The sequence below is a fragment of the Algoriphagus iocasae genome (genome assembly GCF_014206875.1).
GTDB lineage: Bacteria > Bacteroidota > Bacteroidia > Cytophagales > Cyclobacteriaceae > Algoriphagus > Algoriphagus iocasae.
On record NZ_JACIJO010000001.1, the window covers coordinates 1,026,269 to 1,044,026 of the forward strand.

Below are 17,758 nucleotides of genomic sequence, written 5' to 3' on the forward strand. Positions count from 1 at the left end.
TTGATATTGACTTCTTGCCGACAATCTGAAAAGTCGAAGGAAATGATGGAGCAAGCTATGGACGTTTACCTGTATGCGGAACTAAATGACGATATTAAAATTGATAGTTCCCTTGTATTGACAAATAAGGCATTAGAGTTTGACGACCAAAACTTTAGTGCATTAAATCACAAAGTGACACTTCTGTTCAGAAAGAAAGATTCAAAAGGATTAATTCAGGTAGCTGACAAATTAATTGAACTGACCGACAAACCATTTTACCTCGGACAAAAAGCTATGTTTTTAGAACTTGAAGGTAAAATTGATGAAGCGAACGTGTATTATTCAAGAGCAATTGAAAAATATGACTACTACCTTAAATCGGACACGCTCAATTTCGACCTGTTGATTGAATATGTGGGAATTTTAGAAGCTTCTGGCGACACTACAAAGGCGAATAAAACGCTAACCGACATGAAAGAAATGGATTTTGAAGATTATCAAATAGAAATGATTGACTTGTATAAAGAGCAGGCAGTTTCTAAGAAGCAGCTTATCAAATATTGGACAGGTGAAATCGAATACGAACAAATAGGAGAAAAATAAAAACTACCCACAACACAGCATATTGCTTATGGCGGGTGAACGGTTACCAGCAAGGTTTTCGCTCCGTAGCCAGCTTTGGTTTCGGTGGACAGAAAAGTGCTCCGAAACCGCCACAAGCCATATGCAAACCGTTAATATCAAGCTAAAATAAATTAGACATTAAACTTAAATTCTATTTTCAAAAACAACATGAAAGAAATTGAAGAATTTTTTCCTTCGTATAAAGATGCAGTTTGGCAAAAAAATCCTGCTGCTGTTCTGAGGCTTTATGATTCCGAAGCTGTTCAATTTGATATGTGGGATAAGGGATACTATTCCAACCTTCAGGAATGGACTCCAGAAATTGAAAACTGGTTAAACTCTTTGGGGGAGGAAAAAGTAAAAGTTGATTTTGAAATGATAAAAATCCATCAGTCAGATTCAACTGGATTTGCCAGTGGTTTGATCAAATTTCAAGCTATTTCTCCTGAAGGAATTGTATTAAGGAACATGAAAAATAGGATTACCATTGGGTTTTCCAAGTTGAAAGAAGATTGGAAAGTGGTTCACCAGCATATTTCTGCTCCGGTGACTTCTGAGGATCTTACTGCTATTTTGGATTTATAAAAGGTTTTGATTTAAAGTCCCAAATTAAAAAACTAAAAGTTAACTGAATCTTTTCTTTTTTATTATCTTAGTTATGGTAAGGTCAGTTTTTCGATTGCAATCTGGATTTGCTTTTGGAAAAATCGTTTCCTTTTCAATCGTGTATCTAAAGAAGTTTGGACTTATAAAAAAAGAACTAATTACTACATCAAACTAGGTAATTTATGAAAACAAGTGTTTTAATTTTCACCATCGGATTGATCTTAATTGCAGCTTCGATCACGCTAATCCTTCTTGATCCCAATTCAGGACGAACTCTATCGATTTCTGGACTACTTACATTCTTTGGATTTCCTTTGACAATTGCAGGATTTGCTTTGAAAGAATCAAAACCAAGATTAACTGAGCGCTAAATAAACAATCAAAAAATCCCCTTTCTATCTAACCATTGTATTTAATCAAATCCTTAAATTGAAAAAACAACTTCTTACTCTTGGAATCTTATTTTCTTTTTTTGCTTGTACTTCTACCAAGCAACTTTCAAAAAATGAACCGCAGAAGCTTCGAGATGAAAACACTTTTTTGATTTCAGAAATTTCTACTGATGAGACTTATGGTTTCACAGAAAAAAATCCAGTTGAGGTAGGAGGAGTAAAAGACTCTGAGGGGCCAATAAACGAGAGAAGATTTTTAAATGCATTGGCAGGGCCAAATGGGGAGAAGGTCTCTTATTATAGAGCTGGAAGCTGTTGTCCAATTAAAAGTGATAATAACCCCTTTGGATTTGGAAGTGTTATGTTGGATAATTATCGGGTGACCTGGGAAAATTCAAAAGATACAGTTTCAATTTTTATCAACATGTATGATTCTGGAAAGCTGAAAGCTCCTGTTGGATTTACTATCAAAAAATAATTTTGTCAAAAATTGTTTCACTGAAGTTTTAAAAAGTAAGCAAAGACATTTTTCCTTATCATTCAAAAAACAAAAAAACCACCTATACGCAGGTGGTTTTTTTGCTTTTACTTCAAATCAAGTTTTGCTGTCTCGAATATGAGAGTTTTTTCTTGTTACTTAATGGATCACCCTATTTCTCCCACCAGACTTTGCTATTGATATTATCTCCGCCCATTCTACTAGCCGCAGCCTGATAATTTTCATTGTTGACTGCTTGCTCAGATTCAGGGTAAAGGTATCGGACAGGGTATTTGTCATCATTTAAATTGTCTGGACCCGGAGTCAAAGCTGGAATTCCTGTTCTTCGGATGTTAAACCAAGCTTCATGACCATTGCTGATCAAGGATAGCCATTTTTGGGTCAGAATTTTGGTCAGATCGTCCGTTCTGTTCAAAGCAACATTAGGTCTTTCAAAATAACCGGCTGGAATAGTTGTGTCATAGTAGTCAAAACTCGCTGCAATTCCCTTTTCATAATAAGCCTTTGCATCTCCATTGATATAGCCTCTGGCTACGGCCTCTGCCAATGCAAATTGCAGCTCAGAATATTGCATAAATTGTCCATCGACACCATCTGGAACATCCCGGAAAATAGCCCCGAATAAGGAAATATCATTCAAATTAATCCCTCTGCCATTGATCGTCTCTCTATTTAGACCATTCTGAAGTCCCTTGAATTCTGGATTTCCATCCGTTACGCTTTTTTGAGTGGGTTTGTAAAGAACTAGTTGCCTAGGATCGTCCCAAGCCTTAAGCACTGAATCAACTGTTAAAGTCATCCGATGTTCCTGATATAAACCTAATGCAGACTGGGACATCGGCCATTGATTTGGAGCTGAGGACAAATAGGGAACCACTGCGTTATCTGCATTGCTAAGCATCAACTCATTTTCATCTACCAATGCCTGCAATTCCGAAAAGTCAGTCATCCGTTTTGAAATTCTAAGGATGTACCTTACTCTCAAAGAATTGGCAAACCTTCTCCATTTCTCCAGGTTGTTATTAAACATCATGTCTCCCTGGATGCTGGTACCCGTTGTATTTAGCGTTGCGGCAGATTTTTTCAACAAGGCCAAAATTCCAATTTCAGGATCTAAATAAATTTTTTCCTGAGTATCGTATGCTGGATTGTAGACACCTGATTTGGCTGCCAATGCTTCGGAATAGGGCACATCACCCCACATATCTGTCAATTGGGAAAATAAATAGGCCTTCATAATATCTGCCACAGCATTATAGGCTTCATTGGTGGCAGGATTGGTCTGAATGGACTCTATGTCATTCAGCAGTCGATAAATCCCATTCCAATATTGGGCATTACTCCCCATTTCATACCGGTCAATTCTTTCAAATTCCACACTGGCAGCATATTGAGCCAAGTAATTAGCCAAGCGAAATCCCTGTGTGTAGGTGTTTTCATTGGCCGCTACAGAAATTACATTGGAAAGCAGGAATTGAGGCCCGATTGCTTCCGGAGAATTCGGATTGGTATTGATTTCCTCAAAACCTTCTGTACAGGAGAAAGTGAAAAATAGGGTAATTATTACCGCTGCTTTATTTATATGTTTGAGCTTTTTCATGATTAAAATTCTGTTTTGATGCTGAAACCAAAGCTTCGGGTGGAAGGGTAGGACATGTCCTCAACCCCATAGGTAATGTTTCGGCCTTGTAAGGCATTTAGCTCGGGATCGAAATGAGGGTTTTCAGTAAATAGCAATAAGTTGCTTCCTACAAATCCCACCCGGACTTTTTGGAATCCGATCTGGCTGACCCAAGCCATAGGTAGGTCATAGTAAATACTCAATTGTCTCAATTTCAGGTAAGAAGCATCATATAATGCACTCGCCTCATTTCCCCGATCGTAGAAATTATTATAGTATGTACTGGCTGGGACAGAAGTCGTATTGGTTACATATTGTGGGTTTTCTGCCGTTCCCACATTCATGACTCCTTCTCCAATAACGCCTGTTTCGCGTCCTGCCAATGTTTCCTGCAAGACTCCAGATGTACTTCCCAAAGCCTTGGTTCTTGACACGATCGTTCCTCCGCTTCTCCAATCAAACACAAATCCCAATTCAATTCCCTTGTATCTGAATTGGTTGGTCAATCCCATAAAGAAGTCAGGATTGTAGTTGCCTAGCAGTCTTAATTTTCCATCCTGAATCGGCAAACCATTTGCTCCAAAAATGGTCTGACCTTCAAATTCCTGGAATCCTGAACCGTACATGTCGCCGATTCTTCCTCCTTTTCTTGCGATGTAAAACACAGAATTGGATCCTCCGGAACCTGCAAATACGCTGGCTTCCCCGGTGACATATTGGTCTACTCCTTCTGGTAGTTCCGTCACCTCAGAAATATACTTGGTGAAATTCACTCCCAAATTCCAGCTGAAGTTTCTTTTCTCAATCATCAGCGCTTTCAGGCTTGCTTCCAATCCTCTGGTTCTAACCTCGCCACCATTTTCGATGATGTTGCTGAAACCTGATGAAGTAGAAATTGGTCTGCCGATTATCTGGTTGATACTGGTGTTTTGATACACAGATAGATCCGCGAGTAGGCGATCTTTCCAAAATCCCAGTTCCAGTCCAGCTTCCAAGGAATTCAATCTTTCCGGTCTTAGATCTGGATTGTTTAGCACAGTTCCGTTCGTAACCCGGGTGAAAGAGCCATAATTTTGATTGAACTGAAAAGTATTGTTCAGTTGATAAGGGTCTGTGTCATTTCCCACACTGGCCACATTAAAGCGAACAAGGGAGCTTGAAATTGGCTTTGGAAGTCTGATATCATCCGAAAATGCATAGCTCAACCCGCCAGAATAATAGGCAAAGGAATTATTCCCTTCTGGTAAAGTACTGCTCCAGTCATTTCTCAAAGTCAAATCAAGAAAGAGCGATGAGTTCAAGCTGATATTACCAAAAGCATAAACTGAATTGATCCGCTTTTCGAAAATCTGACTGCTACCTCTCAAAGGAACTCTTGAATTTTCCAGCGTATAAATCCCTGGGAGCGCCAACTGATAGGCTTCGGTATAGGAATAGTTGATTTTTTGATCCAATCTATTCGCTCCCGCCGAAACGGAATAAGTGATTTTGGAATTCAATGCATCAGAGTAAGTCAGTAATATGTCCGAATTTCTCTCAGAGAACTTCACCTGATCTTCTCTATAACCACCGTAAATTCTTCTATTGGTACTAAATGCCCTTTTGAATTTTCTAAGATCGCTGTAATTATCCAAGCCAGATCTAACACGAAGACTTAGCTTATCGCTGATATCATAGGTCAAGGCAAGGTTTCCCAAAATCCTGTTTTTATTGAAGCTATTGGTGTTTTCAAATAGTGTCAAATACGGATTGGTTAACCAGAGGTAATTGAAATCATAATGCTGAAGGCCTTCTTGCCCAGCCTGCCAATAATCTCTCAAAGAAGCGATATTGGTCTGTCTTCCTGTCCAGTTAAATCCGTATTGCACATTTTCATAACCATAACCGAGATTCGGTCGGTTGCCACTTCTGGAATTGACATAGTTACTAAAAAGGTCAACCCGAAGCTTCTCTACCAATTGCTGGTTGATACTCAATGCAATTCCATCCCGTTTTAGGTCTGTATTTGGCAAGATACCCTCGTTTCGAAGATTGCTGTAAGAAAGTCGAGCTCCGCCGTTTTCATTTCCTGAACTGATAGCAATATTGTTCTGGGAAGTGATGCCGGTTCTATAAAAGTCGCGGACATTATCAGGTCGGGAAACCCAAGGTGTTGGAGTGATCGGTGTATAGGAACCATCAGGATTTGTTCTGCTGATAACGTCACCGCCTCTGACTGGATTTCCATTAATATCTACGGAAGGAGAGTCAAACTGAGCGATTAGCTGCCCTTGATCCAGTTTGGGGCCATAGCTGGAAATGCCACCGTCATTGACACCTGCACCGATTCCATTTTGAAATGAATAATTTCCATTTGAGCCGCCACCATAAACATTTTGATAATCCGGGAGTGTCAAAAGACCATCAAAAGTCAACAAACTACTGGTGCTAACTCCGATTCCCGGTTTCTTTTTTCCTTTTTTGGTAGTGATCAAAACCACTCCATTTGCTGCTCTTGCACCATAAAGAGCCGCAGAACCAGGGCCTTTGAGAATAGTCAGAGATTCGATGTCTTCAGGGTTAATATCTGCGGCTCCATTTCCGAAATCGACTTCCTGGATATTTGCCCCATCATTAAATAGGTCACTGGTAATTTGTTCATTGCTAATGGGAACCCCATCTACCACCACTAATGCTTGGTTATTTCCAGAAATGGAGTTTTCCCCTCTGATTATAATTCTAGAAGAAGATCCCACTCCGGAAGACCCATTGGTGATCTGCACCCCAGCCACTTGACCAGAAAGTGCATTGATTAGATTGGTTTGAGGAACATCACTCAGCTCTCGTGTTCCAATGGTTGTTACAGCGGAAGAAAGAGATTGTTTTTCTCTGGTGATACCCAAGGCTGTAACTACAAATTCATCCAGGTTTTCCGTGGATTCTAACAGGGTGATAGAACCATTGAATTCACCGTTTTGAATGGCAACAGTAGTAGTTTCATATCCAATAAAACTGATTCGTAAGCTAAGGTCTCTGGAGGATGAACTGATCCTGAATTTACCTTCAGCATCTGAAATAGCTACGTTTTTGGTGCCAGTTTCTGCGATTGTCGCGCCTGGAATAGGCAATCCATTTTTGTCTTTGATGCTTCCTTCGTACACATTGCTTTGTGCCAAGGCGGCAAAAGCAAGGAATAGAAACAGTACAGTGTATATAAATTTCATATAAAGTTGGTCAAAATAAACCCTGTTGACTGGCCATATTGCAATGGAATTCCATCCGAAGCCGTCAATAAAGGGATTTGGTTTAGCAAAAGGTGTTGCTTGATTTATTAGGGTAAAAGGGCAGGGGGAGCCCTAAGTGGATTGTCTTTGGTGGGAATTACTTCCCATAAAAAATTCTTTTCCTCTTGAATATATGCAAGTATTGAGCGCAACAAATGCGAAATGAATCGAAAGAAATCACCGGATTTCAGATCAGCTTTGAAGCGGGTCAAGGAATCGAAATCATCGATATCAATCAGGTATTCTAATTGGAAAACAGATCCCTCATTGGCTTGGAATAAGGACTTTATTGCCTGATGTAATTTATTGCTGTTCCACGGCAATTGGAAAAACGTTTCCTCTTCAAAGGAGGATTTGGAAAGCGCAATTAAATAGTTACCTCCATCCTCTGCTGGCCCTAGGATCGTCTGGGAGTTTTGAAGTTGTGTCTGTGCTTCCAGAATATGGGAAGCTTCCAAGCCAGGAATATCATTTCCGACAGAAATGATTTGATCATAGCCTTGTTGGAATAAATCCGAAAATGCTTTAGCGTATCTCTCCCCAAAGGTTTTTCCTTCTTGGAGGTCATCAAAAATCCAGATTGCTTCCAGTCCAGATTCGCTGACGATTCTTTTGGTGTTTTCCTGAAGTCTTTCAAAAAGTGCCAGAGACTTTAGAAAATGCTCACTTCCAAAAACAGCCTTTTTTTCAGCCTGAATCCTCGGGCGGATGGCATAAACCATTAGAGCTGTATTGGAACTGGTTTGCTTCATTTAAAAGAGTTTGACCTGATTTTTACAGAAATTCAAATGTTCTGATACTTACGAACTGAATTAGTGTTTTGGCTTTAGAGTTTTTGAAATTATCGGATAAAACTGTTCACTAATTTTTGATGATAATCCGGTACGACATTGTAGCAGTATTTGATCGGGTAGCCTTCACCTTTATCGCAGATCAAATACTGCTTGAAGGTTTCCTTGTCATTTTCTTTGATAGTATCATCGATGTGTATTTCCAATCTGGCATTCAGAGGTTCGGAAATGATGTCCTCAGGATGAATCATGTAGTGACTGGCTAAAACATCGAATGGATTGAACCCATCCGCACCTTGACTGATCCACTGAGCCAACCAAGGTCTGGAATTTTCTGCCAACCATTGAGATCCTTTATCGGCTTTGGCCAAAGCATCTAAATCATCGCCTTTTACCCAAACCAGATTTGAAATTTCAAAAGGACATAAAGTTACGGGAACTTGATTTTCAAGCATCAGTCGGAAGGCGTCATTATCAAGGTCAAAATTCAAATCCTTAGCCCGGTTTCCTTGGGTTCCTATCGCAAAATAATCGGTGTGCTTTCTACGACCTGCGACAAGTACGACTTCTTCGATTTGACTACTTAATTCTGGATAAAGCAATAATAAAAGCCCCACATTAGTGGCAGGACCTATAGCCATAATCCGCATTTTTTGTTCCCGAAGGGCAGCTGCCATGGCTTCCACAGCTTCATTGGTTTTTACTGACTGAAGATTGATTGCTTCTCCCGCACCTTTGTAAACAGGGATTTTTCCTCCGGCAAACATCTCATTCATGTAGTTACTTATCCGGTATGCGTCATCAATCCTGGTGTTTCCAAAAACCGCAGAGATCCCAACGATTTTTACTTTATCCGACTTCATAAGCTGAAGTACCGCATAGCCATCGTCTACATCCGAGAAACCAGGACGCGTATATCTTTTCATTCCAACCGCCAGATCTGTATCTATCCAAATCGGTCTTTTTTCAATTGCCACTTCTGATTTGATGGATGTTTCAGGGCTCAAGAAATCATTACCTATAAAGTCTAAGATGTTTAGGTTGATGCCTGAATACAAAAAGCTGAAAAAGAGGACAATGGAAAATGTGAAATGCATAATGGGAAGAATTGATGAGTTATTTTATAAAAGGATGAATCTAGGAAAGGGCTGATTTCCTTCTCGATTTACGAATGTGGATAAGAATTGGATTTTGTCTTTCAAAATTAAGCAGGCAAATGTCAGCCACGGGACAAAACCTCTGTATTTACACTAAGGGTTAATTACTTTGATTGAATAAATTATTACTTGGTTTTAAGTAGGGTAATTTGGGTTATATAGAAATCGTTGATTTCAGGTAATTCTTGAATTACCTAGATAAGTACATAAAACTCAATTAGGTTTCTATTCAGCGAAAAAAATCTATTTGAAGCCCTCCACAGGAAAATACTTTTTTAGAATTCTGCCAATTAAAATCAGCTTCTTTTCAAACAATTTTTGATGCTGTTGCTTTATCAAATGTAGTCTAAACACGCAGTTTTTTCTCAAGAAAATCTGGACACATTGAATACAATTTGAGAAGTAAATGACCGACAGAGACATAGATCGAATCATAGAAATGGCCTGGGAAGATCGGACTCCCTTCGAGGCCACCAAAAATCAATTTGGAATCTCGGAATCTGAAGTGATTCGCTTAATGCGAAAAGAACTAAAGGAAAGCTCCTTTAAAATGTGGCGGAAACGTGTCAATTCTGGCGTGAGCCAAAAGCATCTCAAGAAAAGAAGTGATGAAATCACCCGCTTTAAATGCAGCAGACAAAAAAGTATTTCCCTAAACAAGATTACCTAGTGCATTCTTTTCCTACCGATTTATTTGCTATCGAAAAAAGGATTCAAACAATCAATCCTGTGAAATATGCTGCTTCCAGAAACTTTAAAGATGGGGCAGTGACAGGGCTATCCCCTTATATTTCCCGAGGAGTGATTTCTACCAAACAGGTTTTTCAGTATATCCAAACGCTCGATTTGCCTTGGCAATCCTGTGAAAAGTTGATTCAGGAATTAGCCTGGAGAGATTATTGGCAGCAAGTATGGAAAGCGAAAAGCGATGGTGTTTTTCAGGATTTGAAAAATGAGCAAAAGCCCATTAACAATCATCAAATTCCAACTGCAGTAATTCAAGGGAAAACAGGAATTGAGGTAGTGGATCAGGCCATTCTGGAGTTTTACCAAACTGGCTACATGCATAATCATATGCGGATGTATGTCGCCTCGATCTGCTGTAATATCGCGGATTCACATTGGCTAAACCCTGCCAAATGGCTTTACAGTCATTTGCTGGATGGCGATCTGGCAAGTAATCATTTGAGTTGGCAATGGGTGGCAGGGGCTTTTTCCAGCAAAAAGTATTTCGCCAATCAGGCGAACATCAATAAGTATTTCCAAAGCTCTCAACAAGGTACTTTTCTGGATGTGGAATACGAAGAATTTGATTCGATAGAAATCCCTGATTTGCTTCAGAAAACAGAGCCTTTTGCGGGAGGAACAATGCTTCCTAATTTCCAAAAGCCTCTTTTGGAAAGCTCAAAAAAGACCTTGATCTATAATTATTACAACCTGGATCCATACTGGTACAAAGGCGAAGAAATGCAACGCATTTTTCTGTTGGAACCATCCGTTTTCGAAAAATATCCTGTCTCTCAGAAGTGTTTAGAATTTGCTTTGGCGCTTTCAGAAAACATTAAAGGGATTCAGGTTTTAGTGGGAGAGTTTGAGGAGTTAAAGGGGCAGGTTGATCCCAATAATCTGATTTATAAAGAGCATCCTTTGAATCAACATTATGAAGGGAAAATGGAGTCCAGAGATTGGATAAGCAGTGTGGAGGGATATTTTCCATCCTTTTTTGCCTTTTGGAAAAAGGTTAAAAAAGAGATTGCAAGACAGTAAAAGCTGCGATAACAGAATAAAAAGACAGAATATGAAATTTCAAAAAGAGGAAATAGATCAGCTGGAAAGGAAGTACCGATTGAATTTGATCAATTCGATTTCTGGGATTAAACCTGCGAATCTGATCGGGACCAAATCTCTAGAAAATCAGGAAAATGTAGCCGTTTTTTCCTCTGTGGTTCATTTGGGATCTAATCCCGCTCAACTTGGTTTTATTATGAGACCACAGATGGAAGTGCCTCGGGATACTTATCCAAATATCTTGGATACGGGATATTATACCATCAACCATATTTCAGAATCTTTTATCAAAAAGGCACACTTCACCTCAGCTAAACTGAAAAGAGGAGAGTCCGAATTTGATCGAATGAAACTCGGTTCTGAGTATATCGGAGATTTTTTCGCTCCATTTGTCAAAGAAAGTCAGGTGAAAATCGGAATGAAATATCAGGAAAGCTTACCCTTACCCAATGGCTGTTTTTTTGTAATTGGGTCGGTGGAGCTTTTGGTTTTTCCTGATCAGGCGATCAATGAATTAGGTCAATTGGATTTGGAAGGATATGCTGGAGTAGGCATAGCCGGGCTCAACAGCTACTACGGTCTGCAAAAACTGGAGACTTTCCCCTATGTCAGAGAAGATGAAATACCTGAGTTTGAATGAAAAAATCAGATCTGTCAAGTAAAATATGTGTAGTCTGTGACAGGCCATTTTCCTGGAGGAAAAAATGGGAGAAAAACTGGCCAGATGTAAAATATTGCAGCGAAAAATGCAGAAGAAATAAAACCAATGACAAAAGCAATTAACCTGATTTTTCCCCATCAGCTATTCTATTCTGGTCCATTATTAGAAAATGAATGTGAGATTTATCTGGTGGAGGAATTCCTGTTTTTTAAACAATACAGCTTTCACAAACAGAAGATCGCTTTTCATCTAGCTTCCATGAAAGCTTACCAGGATTTTTTGGAAAAGAAAGGGAAGAAAGTTCATTACATAGCATCCAATTCTGAGCTTTCTGATATAAGAAAATTCACAAAAGAAATCAATCAACAGAAAATCAAAGAGGTTCATTTCATAGATCCTGAGGATAATTGGTTAGAGAAGAGGATCAAGAAAATGGCTGCTTCATGCGATCTGAAAATTTATGAAAACCCAGCTTTTTTAAATTCCAAGAAGGATCTGGGAGGGTTTTTCAAACCAGATAAAAAATCCTTTTTTCAAACCACTTTTTATAAGCAGCAGCGAAAAGAGCGCGATATTTTATTAGAAAAAGATGAAGAGCCAGCGGGAGGAAATTGGACATATGATTCTGATAACCGGAAAAAATATCCCAAAGGGAAAACTCCTCCCTCGATTCAATTTCCGGATGCGTCGGAGTTCTGGGAAGAGGCATGTGAGTATACCAAAAAGCATTTTCCGGATAATCCAGGCAAACTGACCAAACAACCGATTTATCCAATTACTCCAGATCAAGCAGAGACTTGGTTTCAGCAGTTTTTAAAATCACGATTTCATGAATTTGGACCCTATGAAGATGCCATCGTCAAAGAAGAATCTTTCCTCAATCATAGTTTATTGTCTCCCCTGATCAACGTGGGTTTATTGCTTCCAGAATATGTCTTGGAGGAAAGTTTAGCCTTTGCCAAATCAGAAAATGTCCCAATCAATTCTACAGAAGGATTTGTTCGGCAGATTATCGGCTGGAGGGAATTTATCCGAGGGATGTATGTATGCAAAGGCAGTTTTTCCAGAACCAGGAATTATTGGGGTTTTAAAAGAAAGATCCCTGCGAGTTTTTATGATGGAAGTACAGGGATAAAGCCAGTGGATCAGACGATTAAAAAGGTGTTGAAAACTGGATATTGTCATCATATCGAGCGATTGATGATTCTGGGCAATTTCATGTTGCTTTGTGAATTTGATCCTGACGAAGTCTATCGCTGGTTTATGGAGTTGTTTATCGATGCCTACGATTGGGTGATGGTGCCCAATGTCTACGGCATGAGTCAGTTTGCGGATGGAGGATTATTTGCGACAAAGCCTTACATCGCAGGTTCCAATTACCTGAAAAAAATGAGCAATTATCCGAAAGGAGAATGGGAAGCGGTTTGGGATGGACTCTTTTGGAGGTTTATTGATGTTCACTCTGATTTTTTCAAATCAAATCCGCGGCTTTCGATGATGAATCATACCTGGGACAAGATGGATCAGAAAAAGAAAAATGCCCATTTGGAAAAGGCGGAAGCTTTTTTGGAGAAGTTGGGAGATTAGGAAGTTGGAAATTGTGATGTGCAAAATACGAAAGTTAGTATTCAGTCTCAGAAGTTAGTAACCATTTTAAGATTGTATAAAGGGATACGTTGGAATGGATTAGAAAATGTTTTTATGAATATCCGCTTTTTTACCAGTAGACAAGGAAAAATGGGTTTGAAGAACACTTCAACGTGCTGCGGACAGTGGACTGTCGTCGGTGGACGATTATCCGCGACTTTCTTAACTCATTCTTTATATACTGGCCCCATTGCGGATAATCATATTTTTTTTACCTTAATCCAAATTATCTAAACCCTTAAACCTATGAAACTATTTAAGTTAGCCTTTTTGGCTTCTTTTTTCTCTTGTGCCTTTGCTGCACATGCCCAAGATGGAACGATCTACCCGCTTGAGGCACCAGATGAACCAAATGCCATACTTCTAAATACAGGGGGTGTCGACGACCAACCTGCTTCCGAATCCTGGTTTCGCCAGTGGGGAGATCCGATGGCAAGGAATATTACTACTGCTACACTAACCCCATTTCTTCCTGCACCAGGTACTGGAAATGGTGCCGCTGTAATCGTCGCTCCGGGGGGTGGTTTTCGCTGGTTGTCCATGGGGAATGAAGGTTGGGAAGTGGCCGAAGCTTTGGCAAAACAAGGAATTGCAGCTTTCGTGCTGAAATACAGATTACATCCGACTCCGGAATCTTTGGATGATTTTAGTGATTGGATGAATCGACCACGAACTCCAGCAACACCACCATCTGGAAATTCTGCCGGGGAAACCCCAGTTAGACCTGCTCCAATGGACTTATCGAATCAATTAGAAGATGCAGAAGCTGCCTATGCAATGATTTTAGATCGAGCTGATGAATGGGGAGTTGATGTCAATCGAATTGGGATGATTGGATTTTCTGCGGGAGCTGGATTGACCATGCATTCTACCTTAAATTCCAAAACGATGAAGTTGGCCTTTATTGGTCCAATTTATGGAGGAATGGGACCTGTGGAAGTTCCTAAGGATGCACCACCAATGTTTAATGCAATTGCTTCGGATGATTTCCTGTTTAGAGGACAATTTGGTGTGGTAGAGTCTTGGTATAATGCCGGAATTCCTGTTGAGTTTCACCTCTATCAAAATGGGGGACATGGTTTTGGACTAGGTAATCCTAATCGAACCAGCAACAAATGGTTTGATGCATTTATTCATTGGCTGGATGTGAATAAATTTTTGGAGAAAAAGTAAAAGGAGGTTTGAAGTAAGATCTGCGAAATTTGAAGTACGAAATGCGAGACAAAGTTTTCAGGCAATTACCTCAGTTGAAATTTTGCCAGTCTATCTTTTTTTAAGATAGCCTTTCAGGCAGATAAATCAAGATAGGGCTATCGCTAGATAGGTGGTAAGAGATGTATCTCGCGAAGAGTAAATCAATAAAATATTTCATAAAACATTCATGAATTAGTACTTCACAAATAGGGATGAAAGAAACATATCCTCAGAACGCAATCTGCGGGAATCTGCGCTCTTTTTCTGCGTCAATCTGCGGGATTCCATTGGACTTTCAGAAAAAAAACCGGGATTTATTTAGTCCCGGTTTTTTGCTTCTATTGCTATCAAAATGGCAAATCGTCTTCCGTTTCGGCTCCTGCAGGAACATTCGCTTTGCGGTCTCCCATCAGTAAAATGCTGTGGACTACGACTTCGGAAATGTAACGTTTGTTACCTTCTTTGTCTTCGTAGGAACGGTTACTGAGCTTGCCTTCGATGGCAATTTCCGAACCCTTGTCTGTGTACTTATCCAAAAGTTCTGCTTGCTTTCCCCAAGCTACGAGGTTGTGCCAGGTAGTTTCTTCTACGCGTTCACCTTTCGGGTTTTTGTAGTATTCGTTAGTGGCCATGGATACTTTGCCAAGCGTCTTTCCGCCGTCAAGATTTTTGATTTCTACTTTGGCTCCTAGGCGTCCGATTAGCTGTACTTTGTTTCTTAGCGTGTTCATGATATTTGTTGTTTTGTTGTGAAAAATTTGTTTTTCGTTTTCGCTAGAGGAATTCGATAAGCCAAAGTTGGGGAAGAAGGAAGGGCAGAGTCGGGAGTAAGTCGTTTGTATCCGTTTGTAGTCGTTTGTTGTCGGATAATATAGGTTTATAGCTTGTATGGACTGATTATGTAATCAAAAAAGTTTAGTAGGTTTAGTGAGAAAAATGAGAGTTGCGAATATATAAGTATTGGCGGCATGCAAAAATGACAACAACTGAACTACATAATAGATATTTCATCGCTGATCAAAAACTCATTGATCAATTAGAGAGCCAGTTCGACCAAGTTGACCAAAACGAAACTGAATGGACAATCACCTACATGGACAAAGAAACAGGAGATAAATGGCTTTCCTACAGAGTTGACTCTGAGTATCATGGTGGCGGAAATCCAGTTATGTGCCGATTACCAATACCAGACACAAACAAACTTATCGACATTGCTTTACAAACAGAAAATGAAGATGAAGTTTTTGCTGCATGTCGGACTCTTGTAAACTACGAACAATTGAAGAATATAGATTTTAGGTCTGACTTAATTAATCGACTCGAAGATTTGAAAAATAAAGAAAGACGAAAAAGAATTATTGAACTGACAGGACTTGACTCGCCCATCAACAGAAGAGAAATTGTTGGAAAGACTTCAGACCAAGTTGACAAAGACTCAAAACACTTTCAGGGCATAGCGAGAAGAGCGATGAAATTAACGAAATAAAAAAGCACGACCCGCTAACATCGGCTATAGCAAATGCGGGCTGACTGTTTAAATATGGAAACATTACAAATAAAAAACATTCGGTCTAGCGGACAAGAAAGCGGTTTCAAAACCCCGAACTTGCCATAGCCAGGGCCGTTATAAGGCATTTTAAGACGACATCGAAACTGACAAAAAAAAATAATTTGAAAAAAAAAATTACATACGGAATTTTGACGATTCTTCTACTCATTGGACTTTACTTCGGACTTCATTTCGCATTCGGACTTTTTACACCATTTAATTTCTGGACAGCGGGACAAAACATTAAAAATGGTAAAATTCAAATCGTTGAGATTGGAGAAATGCCGCTGAACTTTGAGCAAAAACAAAAATTGGCAAACTCTTACGACTTTAGCTTTTATCTATTCGGTTGCAATGTATCTACGGAAATTATCAACGGGACAGAATATTATAACAAGAAAATGATTGCCCAATTGGAAAATAAATTCGGTGCCGGTTGGTGGACAAAATTTCAAAATCAACTCGATAGCATTGATAATGTAGCAACAAACATACAAACGCAAACCGAGCAAGTGCATAGTAGCGACTGCGTTCGGGGACAGGCAGAACCTGTAATTCAAAAAGCGGACTACCCAAACACGACTTTTAATTTGCAGCCAGACAGTATATCAGCCATTGAAACAGTAACTTTTGATAATGGCGACAAACTTGTAATCCGTAATTGGGGTTGTGAATACTACGTTTTGACTTTTCGCTTTGAAACATCTAAATATCAACACGACACAACAGACCTTGGATTTTGGTTTCGCACAGCTGACAGGTTAATGACAAGCATGCTCGGTGGACTTGACGCTCCAATTGACATTAAAAGAGGACTTGTTTTACTTGACAGCTATATTTTACTGGATGAGAAAAATGGTCATAAAAATTTGCAACTGGGAGAGGAGATTGACTTTGGCGGTAATGACATTAGGAGTTTAGTAACCGTTGACAGAATTGAGAAAATTAACGACAAAAATTTTGGAATAACTATTTCATTTGCAACTGGACCATTATGAGTAGAAGAAGAAATATGCCCTATATCAGCAAGCAAGCACAATTATTGGCGCAGGGCTACTCAAATACATGGGTGGACATTAGCCAAAAACTGATGCCTGCTTGCAATCTGTTATAGCCAATTTTAAAAAGACAGCAGGTAAAATGGAAGAACCTAAAAAGATGACTTCTGCAATTGCAGAGACAACAACAGGAATTACAATCTCAACTCCAAAACGAAAAAGTTGGGTTTTAATTATTTTCTTTTCGTTAATAACACTTCAATTTACTAATGGCATTATTCAATCCTTATTTTTTGCGAATGACTTACCAACAATTGAAAGAATTGTGATTTTCATTTTATCGGTAATTGTAGTTTATTTTACTTTGAAAGGACTTTTATGGCAACTAAAAGGAATAAAAGAAATTAGCTTAAACGAAGAGAGTTTAAAATTGAGCAAACTTTCACCGCTTTGGACTAGGACAAGAACATACAAACTTTCGGAAATAAAGAACATTGATATTAAAGACGAATCAGTTTCGGAAGGACCAACAGCAATGCTTCAACTTCTCAATATTACCGACAAAATTAAAATAACCTTTTCTTATGGCTATGAAACTATCACAGCGATAAGCGGAATTGAGCACACAGAAGCAATAGAATTGAAAGACATAATAAAGAATAAAATAGGACTAAGTTAATGAAAGAAAAACTGGCTATAAAAGCCGTTTTGCAAAAGCGGGGGGAGCGTTCTCCTATGAAAGTGAGTGCTTAATTCAAGCTTTGTGCATCTAATGAAGTTTAATGCTAAAAATCTCCGCCTACGCAAAGCGGTAAACCGTTATCTCTCATTAAAAAATTAATGATCTTATTGTTTAAAACATATTATGTATTCTGGAACTCACTTTCCTTTGGAATGTCAGGAATGCAGTATAGAGCAATTGCCTGTTCAGTTACTTTGTTTTTGGCAATCCTTAACTTCATAAACTCGACATTGCAAATCATTGA

Annotated in this window: 18 protein-coding genes; 13 read left to right on the forward strand and 5 right to left on the reverse strand. The window is 39.2% G+C overall.

Annotated features, from left to right (window positions below; all coding sequences use genetic code 11):
- Positions 1 to 42: 42 nt before the first annotated feature.
- The 4 genes from FHS59_RS04375 (at position 43) to FHS59_RS04390 (ending at position 2,082) form a co-directional block, all read left to right on the forward strand.
- Complete coding sequence (locus FHS59_RS04375) at positions 43 to 585, forward strand: tetratricopeptide repeat protein (RefSeq protein ID WP_184493403.1); 543 nt, start codon at positions 43 to 45, stop codon at positions 583 to 585.
- Positions 586 to 774: 189 nt separating this feature from the next.
- Positions 775 to 1,191 (forward strand): YybH family protein, encoded by a 417-nt coding sequence (locus FHS59_RS04380; protein ID WP_184493405.1) that lies wholly within the window; start codon positions 775 to 777, stop codon positions 1,189 to 1,191.
- Between the two features lie 203 nt (positions 1,192 to 1,394).
- The gene (locus FHS59_RS04385) at positions 1,395 to 1,583 is read left to right on the forward strand and encodes a hypothetical protein (RefSeq protein WP_184493407.1); all 189 of its coding nucleotides are present in this window, start codon (positions 1,395 to 1,397) and stop codon (positions 1,581 to 1,583) included.
- Between the two features lie 58 nt (positions 1,584 to 1,641).
- Complete coding sequence (locus FHS59_RS04390) at positions 1,642 to 2,082, forward strand: 2-dehydro-3-deoxyphosphooctonate aldolase (protein ID WP_184493409.1); 441 nt, start codon at positions 1,642 to 1,644, stop codon at positions 2,080 to 2,082.
- 172 nt (positions 2,083 to 2,254) lie between these two features.
- On the opposite strand, the gene FHS59_RS04395 is transcribed toward FHS59_RS04390, so the two are convergent.
- The 4 genes from FHS59_RS04395 to FHS59_RS04410 form a co-directional block, all read right to left on the reverse strand.
- Positions 2,255 to 3,703 (reverse strand): SusD/RagB family nutrient-binding outer membrane lipoprotein, encoded by a 1,449-nt coding sequence (locus FHS59_RS04395; RefSeq protein WP_184493410.1) that lies wholly within the window; start codon positions 3,701 to 3,703, stop codon positions 2,255 to 2,257.
- Between the two features lie 2 nt (positions 3,704 to 3,705).
- Positions 3,706 to 6,927, reverse strand: a complete 3,222-nt coding sequence (locus FHS59_RS04400; RefSeq protein ID WP_184493412.1) for a SusC/RagA family TonB-linked outer membrane protein — start codon at positions 6,925 to 6,927, stop codon at positions 3,706 to 3,708.
- 107 nt (positions 6,928 to 7,034) lie between these two features.
- Entirely contained in the window at positions 7,035 to 7,739 is a 705-nt protein-coding gene (locus FHS59_RS04405; protein WP_184493414.1) for a TIGR04282 family arsenosugar biosynthesis glycosyltransferase, read from the reverse strand.
- Between the two features lie 89 nt (positions 7,740 to 7,828).
- Entirely contained in the window at positions 7,829 to 8,875 is a 1,047-nt protein-coding gene (locus FHS59_RS04410; RefSeq protein WP_184493416.1) for a nucleoside hydrolase, read from the reverse strand.
- 466 nt (positions 8,876 to 9,341) lie between these two features.
- Here FHS59_RS04410 and FHS59_RS04415 point away from each other — a divergent pair, with 466 nt between their 5' ends.
- The 6 genes from FHS59_RS04415 (at position 9,342) to FHS59_RS04440 (ending at position 14,204) form a co-directional block, all read left to right on the forward strand.
- On the forward strand, positions 9,342 to 9,605 hold the full coding sequence (locus FHS59_RS04415; RefSeq protein WP_184493418.1) for a TIGR03643 family protein: 264 nt from the start codon (positions 9,342 to 9,344) through the stop codon (positions 9,603 to 9,605).
- On the forward strand, positions 9,563 to 10,702 hold the full coding sequence (locus FHS59_RS04420) for an FAD-binding domain-containing protein (RefSeq protein ID WP_184493420.1): 1,140 nt from the start codon (positions 9,563 to 9,565) through the stop codon (positions 10,700 to 10,702). Before FHS59_RS04415 ends, FHS59_RS04420 begins: the two co-directional genes overlap by 43 nt.
- Before the next feature lie 31 nt (positions 10,703 to 10,733).
- The gene (locus FHS59_RS04425; protein WP_184493422.1) at positions 10,734 to 11,363 is read left to right on the forward strand and encodes a flavin reductase family protein; all 630 of its coding nucleotides are present in this window, start codon (positions 10,734 to 10,736) and stop codon (positions 11,361 to 11,363) included.
- Positions 11,360 to 11,506 (forward strand): DUF2256 domain-containing protein, encoded by a 147-nt coding sequence (locus FHS59_RS04430; RefSeq protein ID WP_184493424.1) that lies wholly within the window; start codon positions 11,360 to 11,362, stop codon positions 11,504 to 11,506. Before FHS59_RS04425 ends, FHS59_RS04430 begins: the two co-directional genes overlap by 4 nt.
- Positions 11,490 to 12,971, forward strand: coding sequence for a cryptochrome/photolyase family protein (locus tag FHS59_RS04435; RefSeq protein ID WP_184493426.1), 1,482 nt, complete (start codon positions 11,490 to 11,492; stop codon positions 12,969 to 12,971). The genes FHS59_RS04430 and FHS59_RS04435 overlap by 17 nt, the downstream gene beginning before the upstream one ends.
- A 306-nt stretch (positions 12,972 to 13,277) precedes the next feature.
- The gene (locus FHS59_RS04440) at positions 13,278 to 14,204 is read left to right on the forward strand and encodes an alpha/beta hydrolase (protein ID WP_184493428.1); all 927 of its coding nucleotides are present in this window, start codon (positions 13,278 to 13,280) and stop codon (positions 14,202 to 14,204) included.
- Positions 14,205 to 14,572: 368 nt separating this feature from the next.
- Here FHS59_RS04440 and FHS59_RS04445 read toward each other — a convergent pair whose 3' ends face one another.
- On the reverse strand, positions 14,573 to 14,956 hold the full coding sequence (locus FHS59_RS04445) for a single-stranded DNA-binding protein (protein ID WP_184493430.1): 384 nt from the start codon (positions 14,954 to 14,956) through the stop codon (positions 14,573 to 14,575).
- A 245-nt stretch (positions 14,957 to 15,201) separates the two neighbouring features.
- Here FHS59_RS04445 and FHS59_RS04450 point away from each other — a divergent pair, with 245 nt between their 5' ends.
- The 3 genes from FHS59_RS04450 (at position 15,202) to FHS59_RS04460 (ending at position 17,451) form a co-directional block, all read left to right on the forward strand.
- Positions 15,202 to 15,711, forward strand: a complete 510-nt coding sequence (locus tag FHS59_RS04450) for a hypothetical protein (protein ID WP_184493432.1) — start codon at positions 15,202 to 15,204, stop codon at positions 15,709 to 15,711.
- 185 nt (positions 15,712 to 15,896) lie between these two features.
- Complete coding sequence (locus tag FHS59_RS04455) at positions 15,897 to 16,772, forward strand: FEKKY domain-containing protein (RefSeq protein WP_184493434.1); 876 nt, start codon at positions 15,897 to 15,899, stop codon at positions 16,770 to 16,772.
- Positions 16,773 to 16,914: 142 nt separating this feature from the next.
- The gene (locus FHS59_RS04460; protein ID WP_184493436.1) at positions 16,915 to 17,451 is read left to right on the forward strand and encodes a hypothetical protein; all 537 of its coding nucleotides are present in this window, start codon (positions 16,915 to 16,917) and stop codon (positions 17,449 to 17,451) included.
- Positions 17,452 to 17,758: the final 307 nt, after the last annotated feature.

Excerpts from the sequence above, each read along its gene's own strand:
- FHS59_RS04375 (WP_184493403.1), top strand. The coding sequence starts at position 43 with ATGATGGAGCAAGCTATGGACGTTTACCTGTATGCGGAACTAAATGAC.
- FHS59_RS04380 (WP_184493405.1), top strand. The coding sequence starts at position 775 with ATGAAAGAAATTGAAGAATTTTTTCCTTCGTATAAAGATGCAGTTTGG.
- FHS59_RS04385 (WP_184493407.1), top strand. The coding sequence starts at position 1,395 with ATGAAAACAAGTGTTTTAATTTTCACCATCGGATTGATCTTAATTGCA.
- FHS59_RS04395 (WP_184493410.1), bottom strand. The coding sequence starts at position 3,703 with ATGAAAAAGCTCAAACATATAAATAAAGCAGCGGTAATAATTACCCTA.
- FHS59_RS04400 (WP_184493412.1), bottom strand. The coding sequence starts at position 6,927 with ATGAAATTTATATACACTGTACTGTTTCTATTCCTTGCTTTTGCCGCC.
- FHS59_RS04405 (WP_184493414.1), bottom strand. The coding sequence starts at position 7,739 with ATGAAGCAAACCAGTTCCAATACAGCTCTAATGGTTTATGCCATCCGC.
- FHS59_RS04410 (WP_184493416.1), bottom strand. The coding sequence starts at position 8,875 with ATGCATTTCACATTTTCCATTGTCCTCTTTTTCAGCTTTTTGTATTCA.
- FHS59_RS04415 (WP_184493418.1), top strand. The coding sequence starts at position 9,342 with ATGACCGACAGAGACATAGATCGAATCATAGAAATGGCCTGGGAAGAT.
- FHS59_RS04420 (WP_184493420.1), top strand. The coding sequence starts at position 9,563 with ATGCAGCAGACAAAAAAGTATTTCCCTAAACAAGATTACCTAGTGCAT.
- FHS59_RS04425 (WP_184493422.1), top strand. The coding sequence starts at position 10,734 with ATGAAATTTCAAAAAGAGGAAATAGATCAGCTGGAAAGGAAGTACCGA.
- FHS59_RS04430 (WP_184493424.1), top strand. The coding sequence starts at position 11,360 with ATGAAAAAATCAGATCTGTCAAGTAAAATATGTGTAGTCTGTGACAGG.
- FHS59_RS04435 (WP_184493426.1), top strand. The coding sequence starts at position 11,490 with ATGACAAAAGCAATTAACCTGATTTTTCCCCATCAGCTATTCTATTCT.
- FHS59_RS04440 (WP_184493428.1), top strand. The coding sequence starts at position 13,278 with ATGAAACTATTTAAGTTAGCCTTTTTGGCTTCTTTTTTCTCTTGTGCC.
- FHS59_RS04445 (WP_184493430.1), bottom strand. The coding sequence starts at position 14,956 with ATGAACACGCTAAGAAACAAAGTACAGCTAATCGGACGCCTAGGAGCC.
- FHS59_RS04450 (WP_184493432.1), top strand. The coding sequence starts at position 15,202 with ATGACAACAACTGAACTACATAATAGATATTTCATCGCTGATCAAAAA.
- FHS59_RS04460 (WP_184493436.1), top strand. The coding sequence starts at position 16,915 with ATGGAAGAACCTAAAAAGATGACTTCTGCAATTGCAGAGACAACAACA.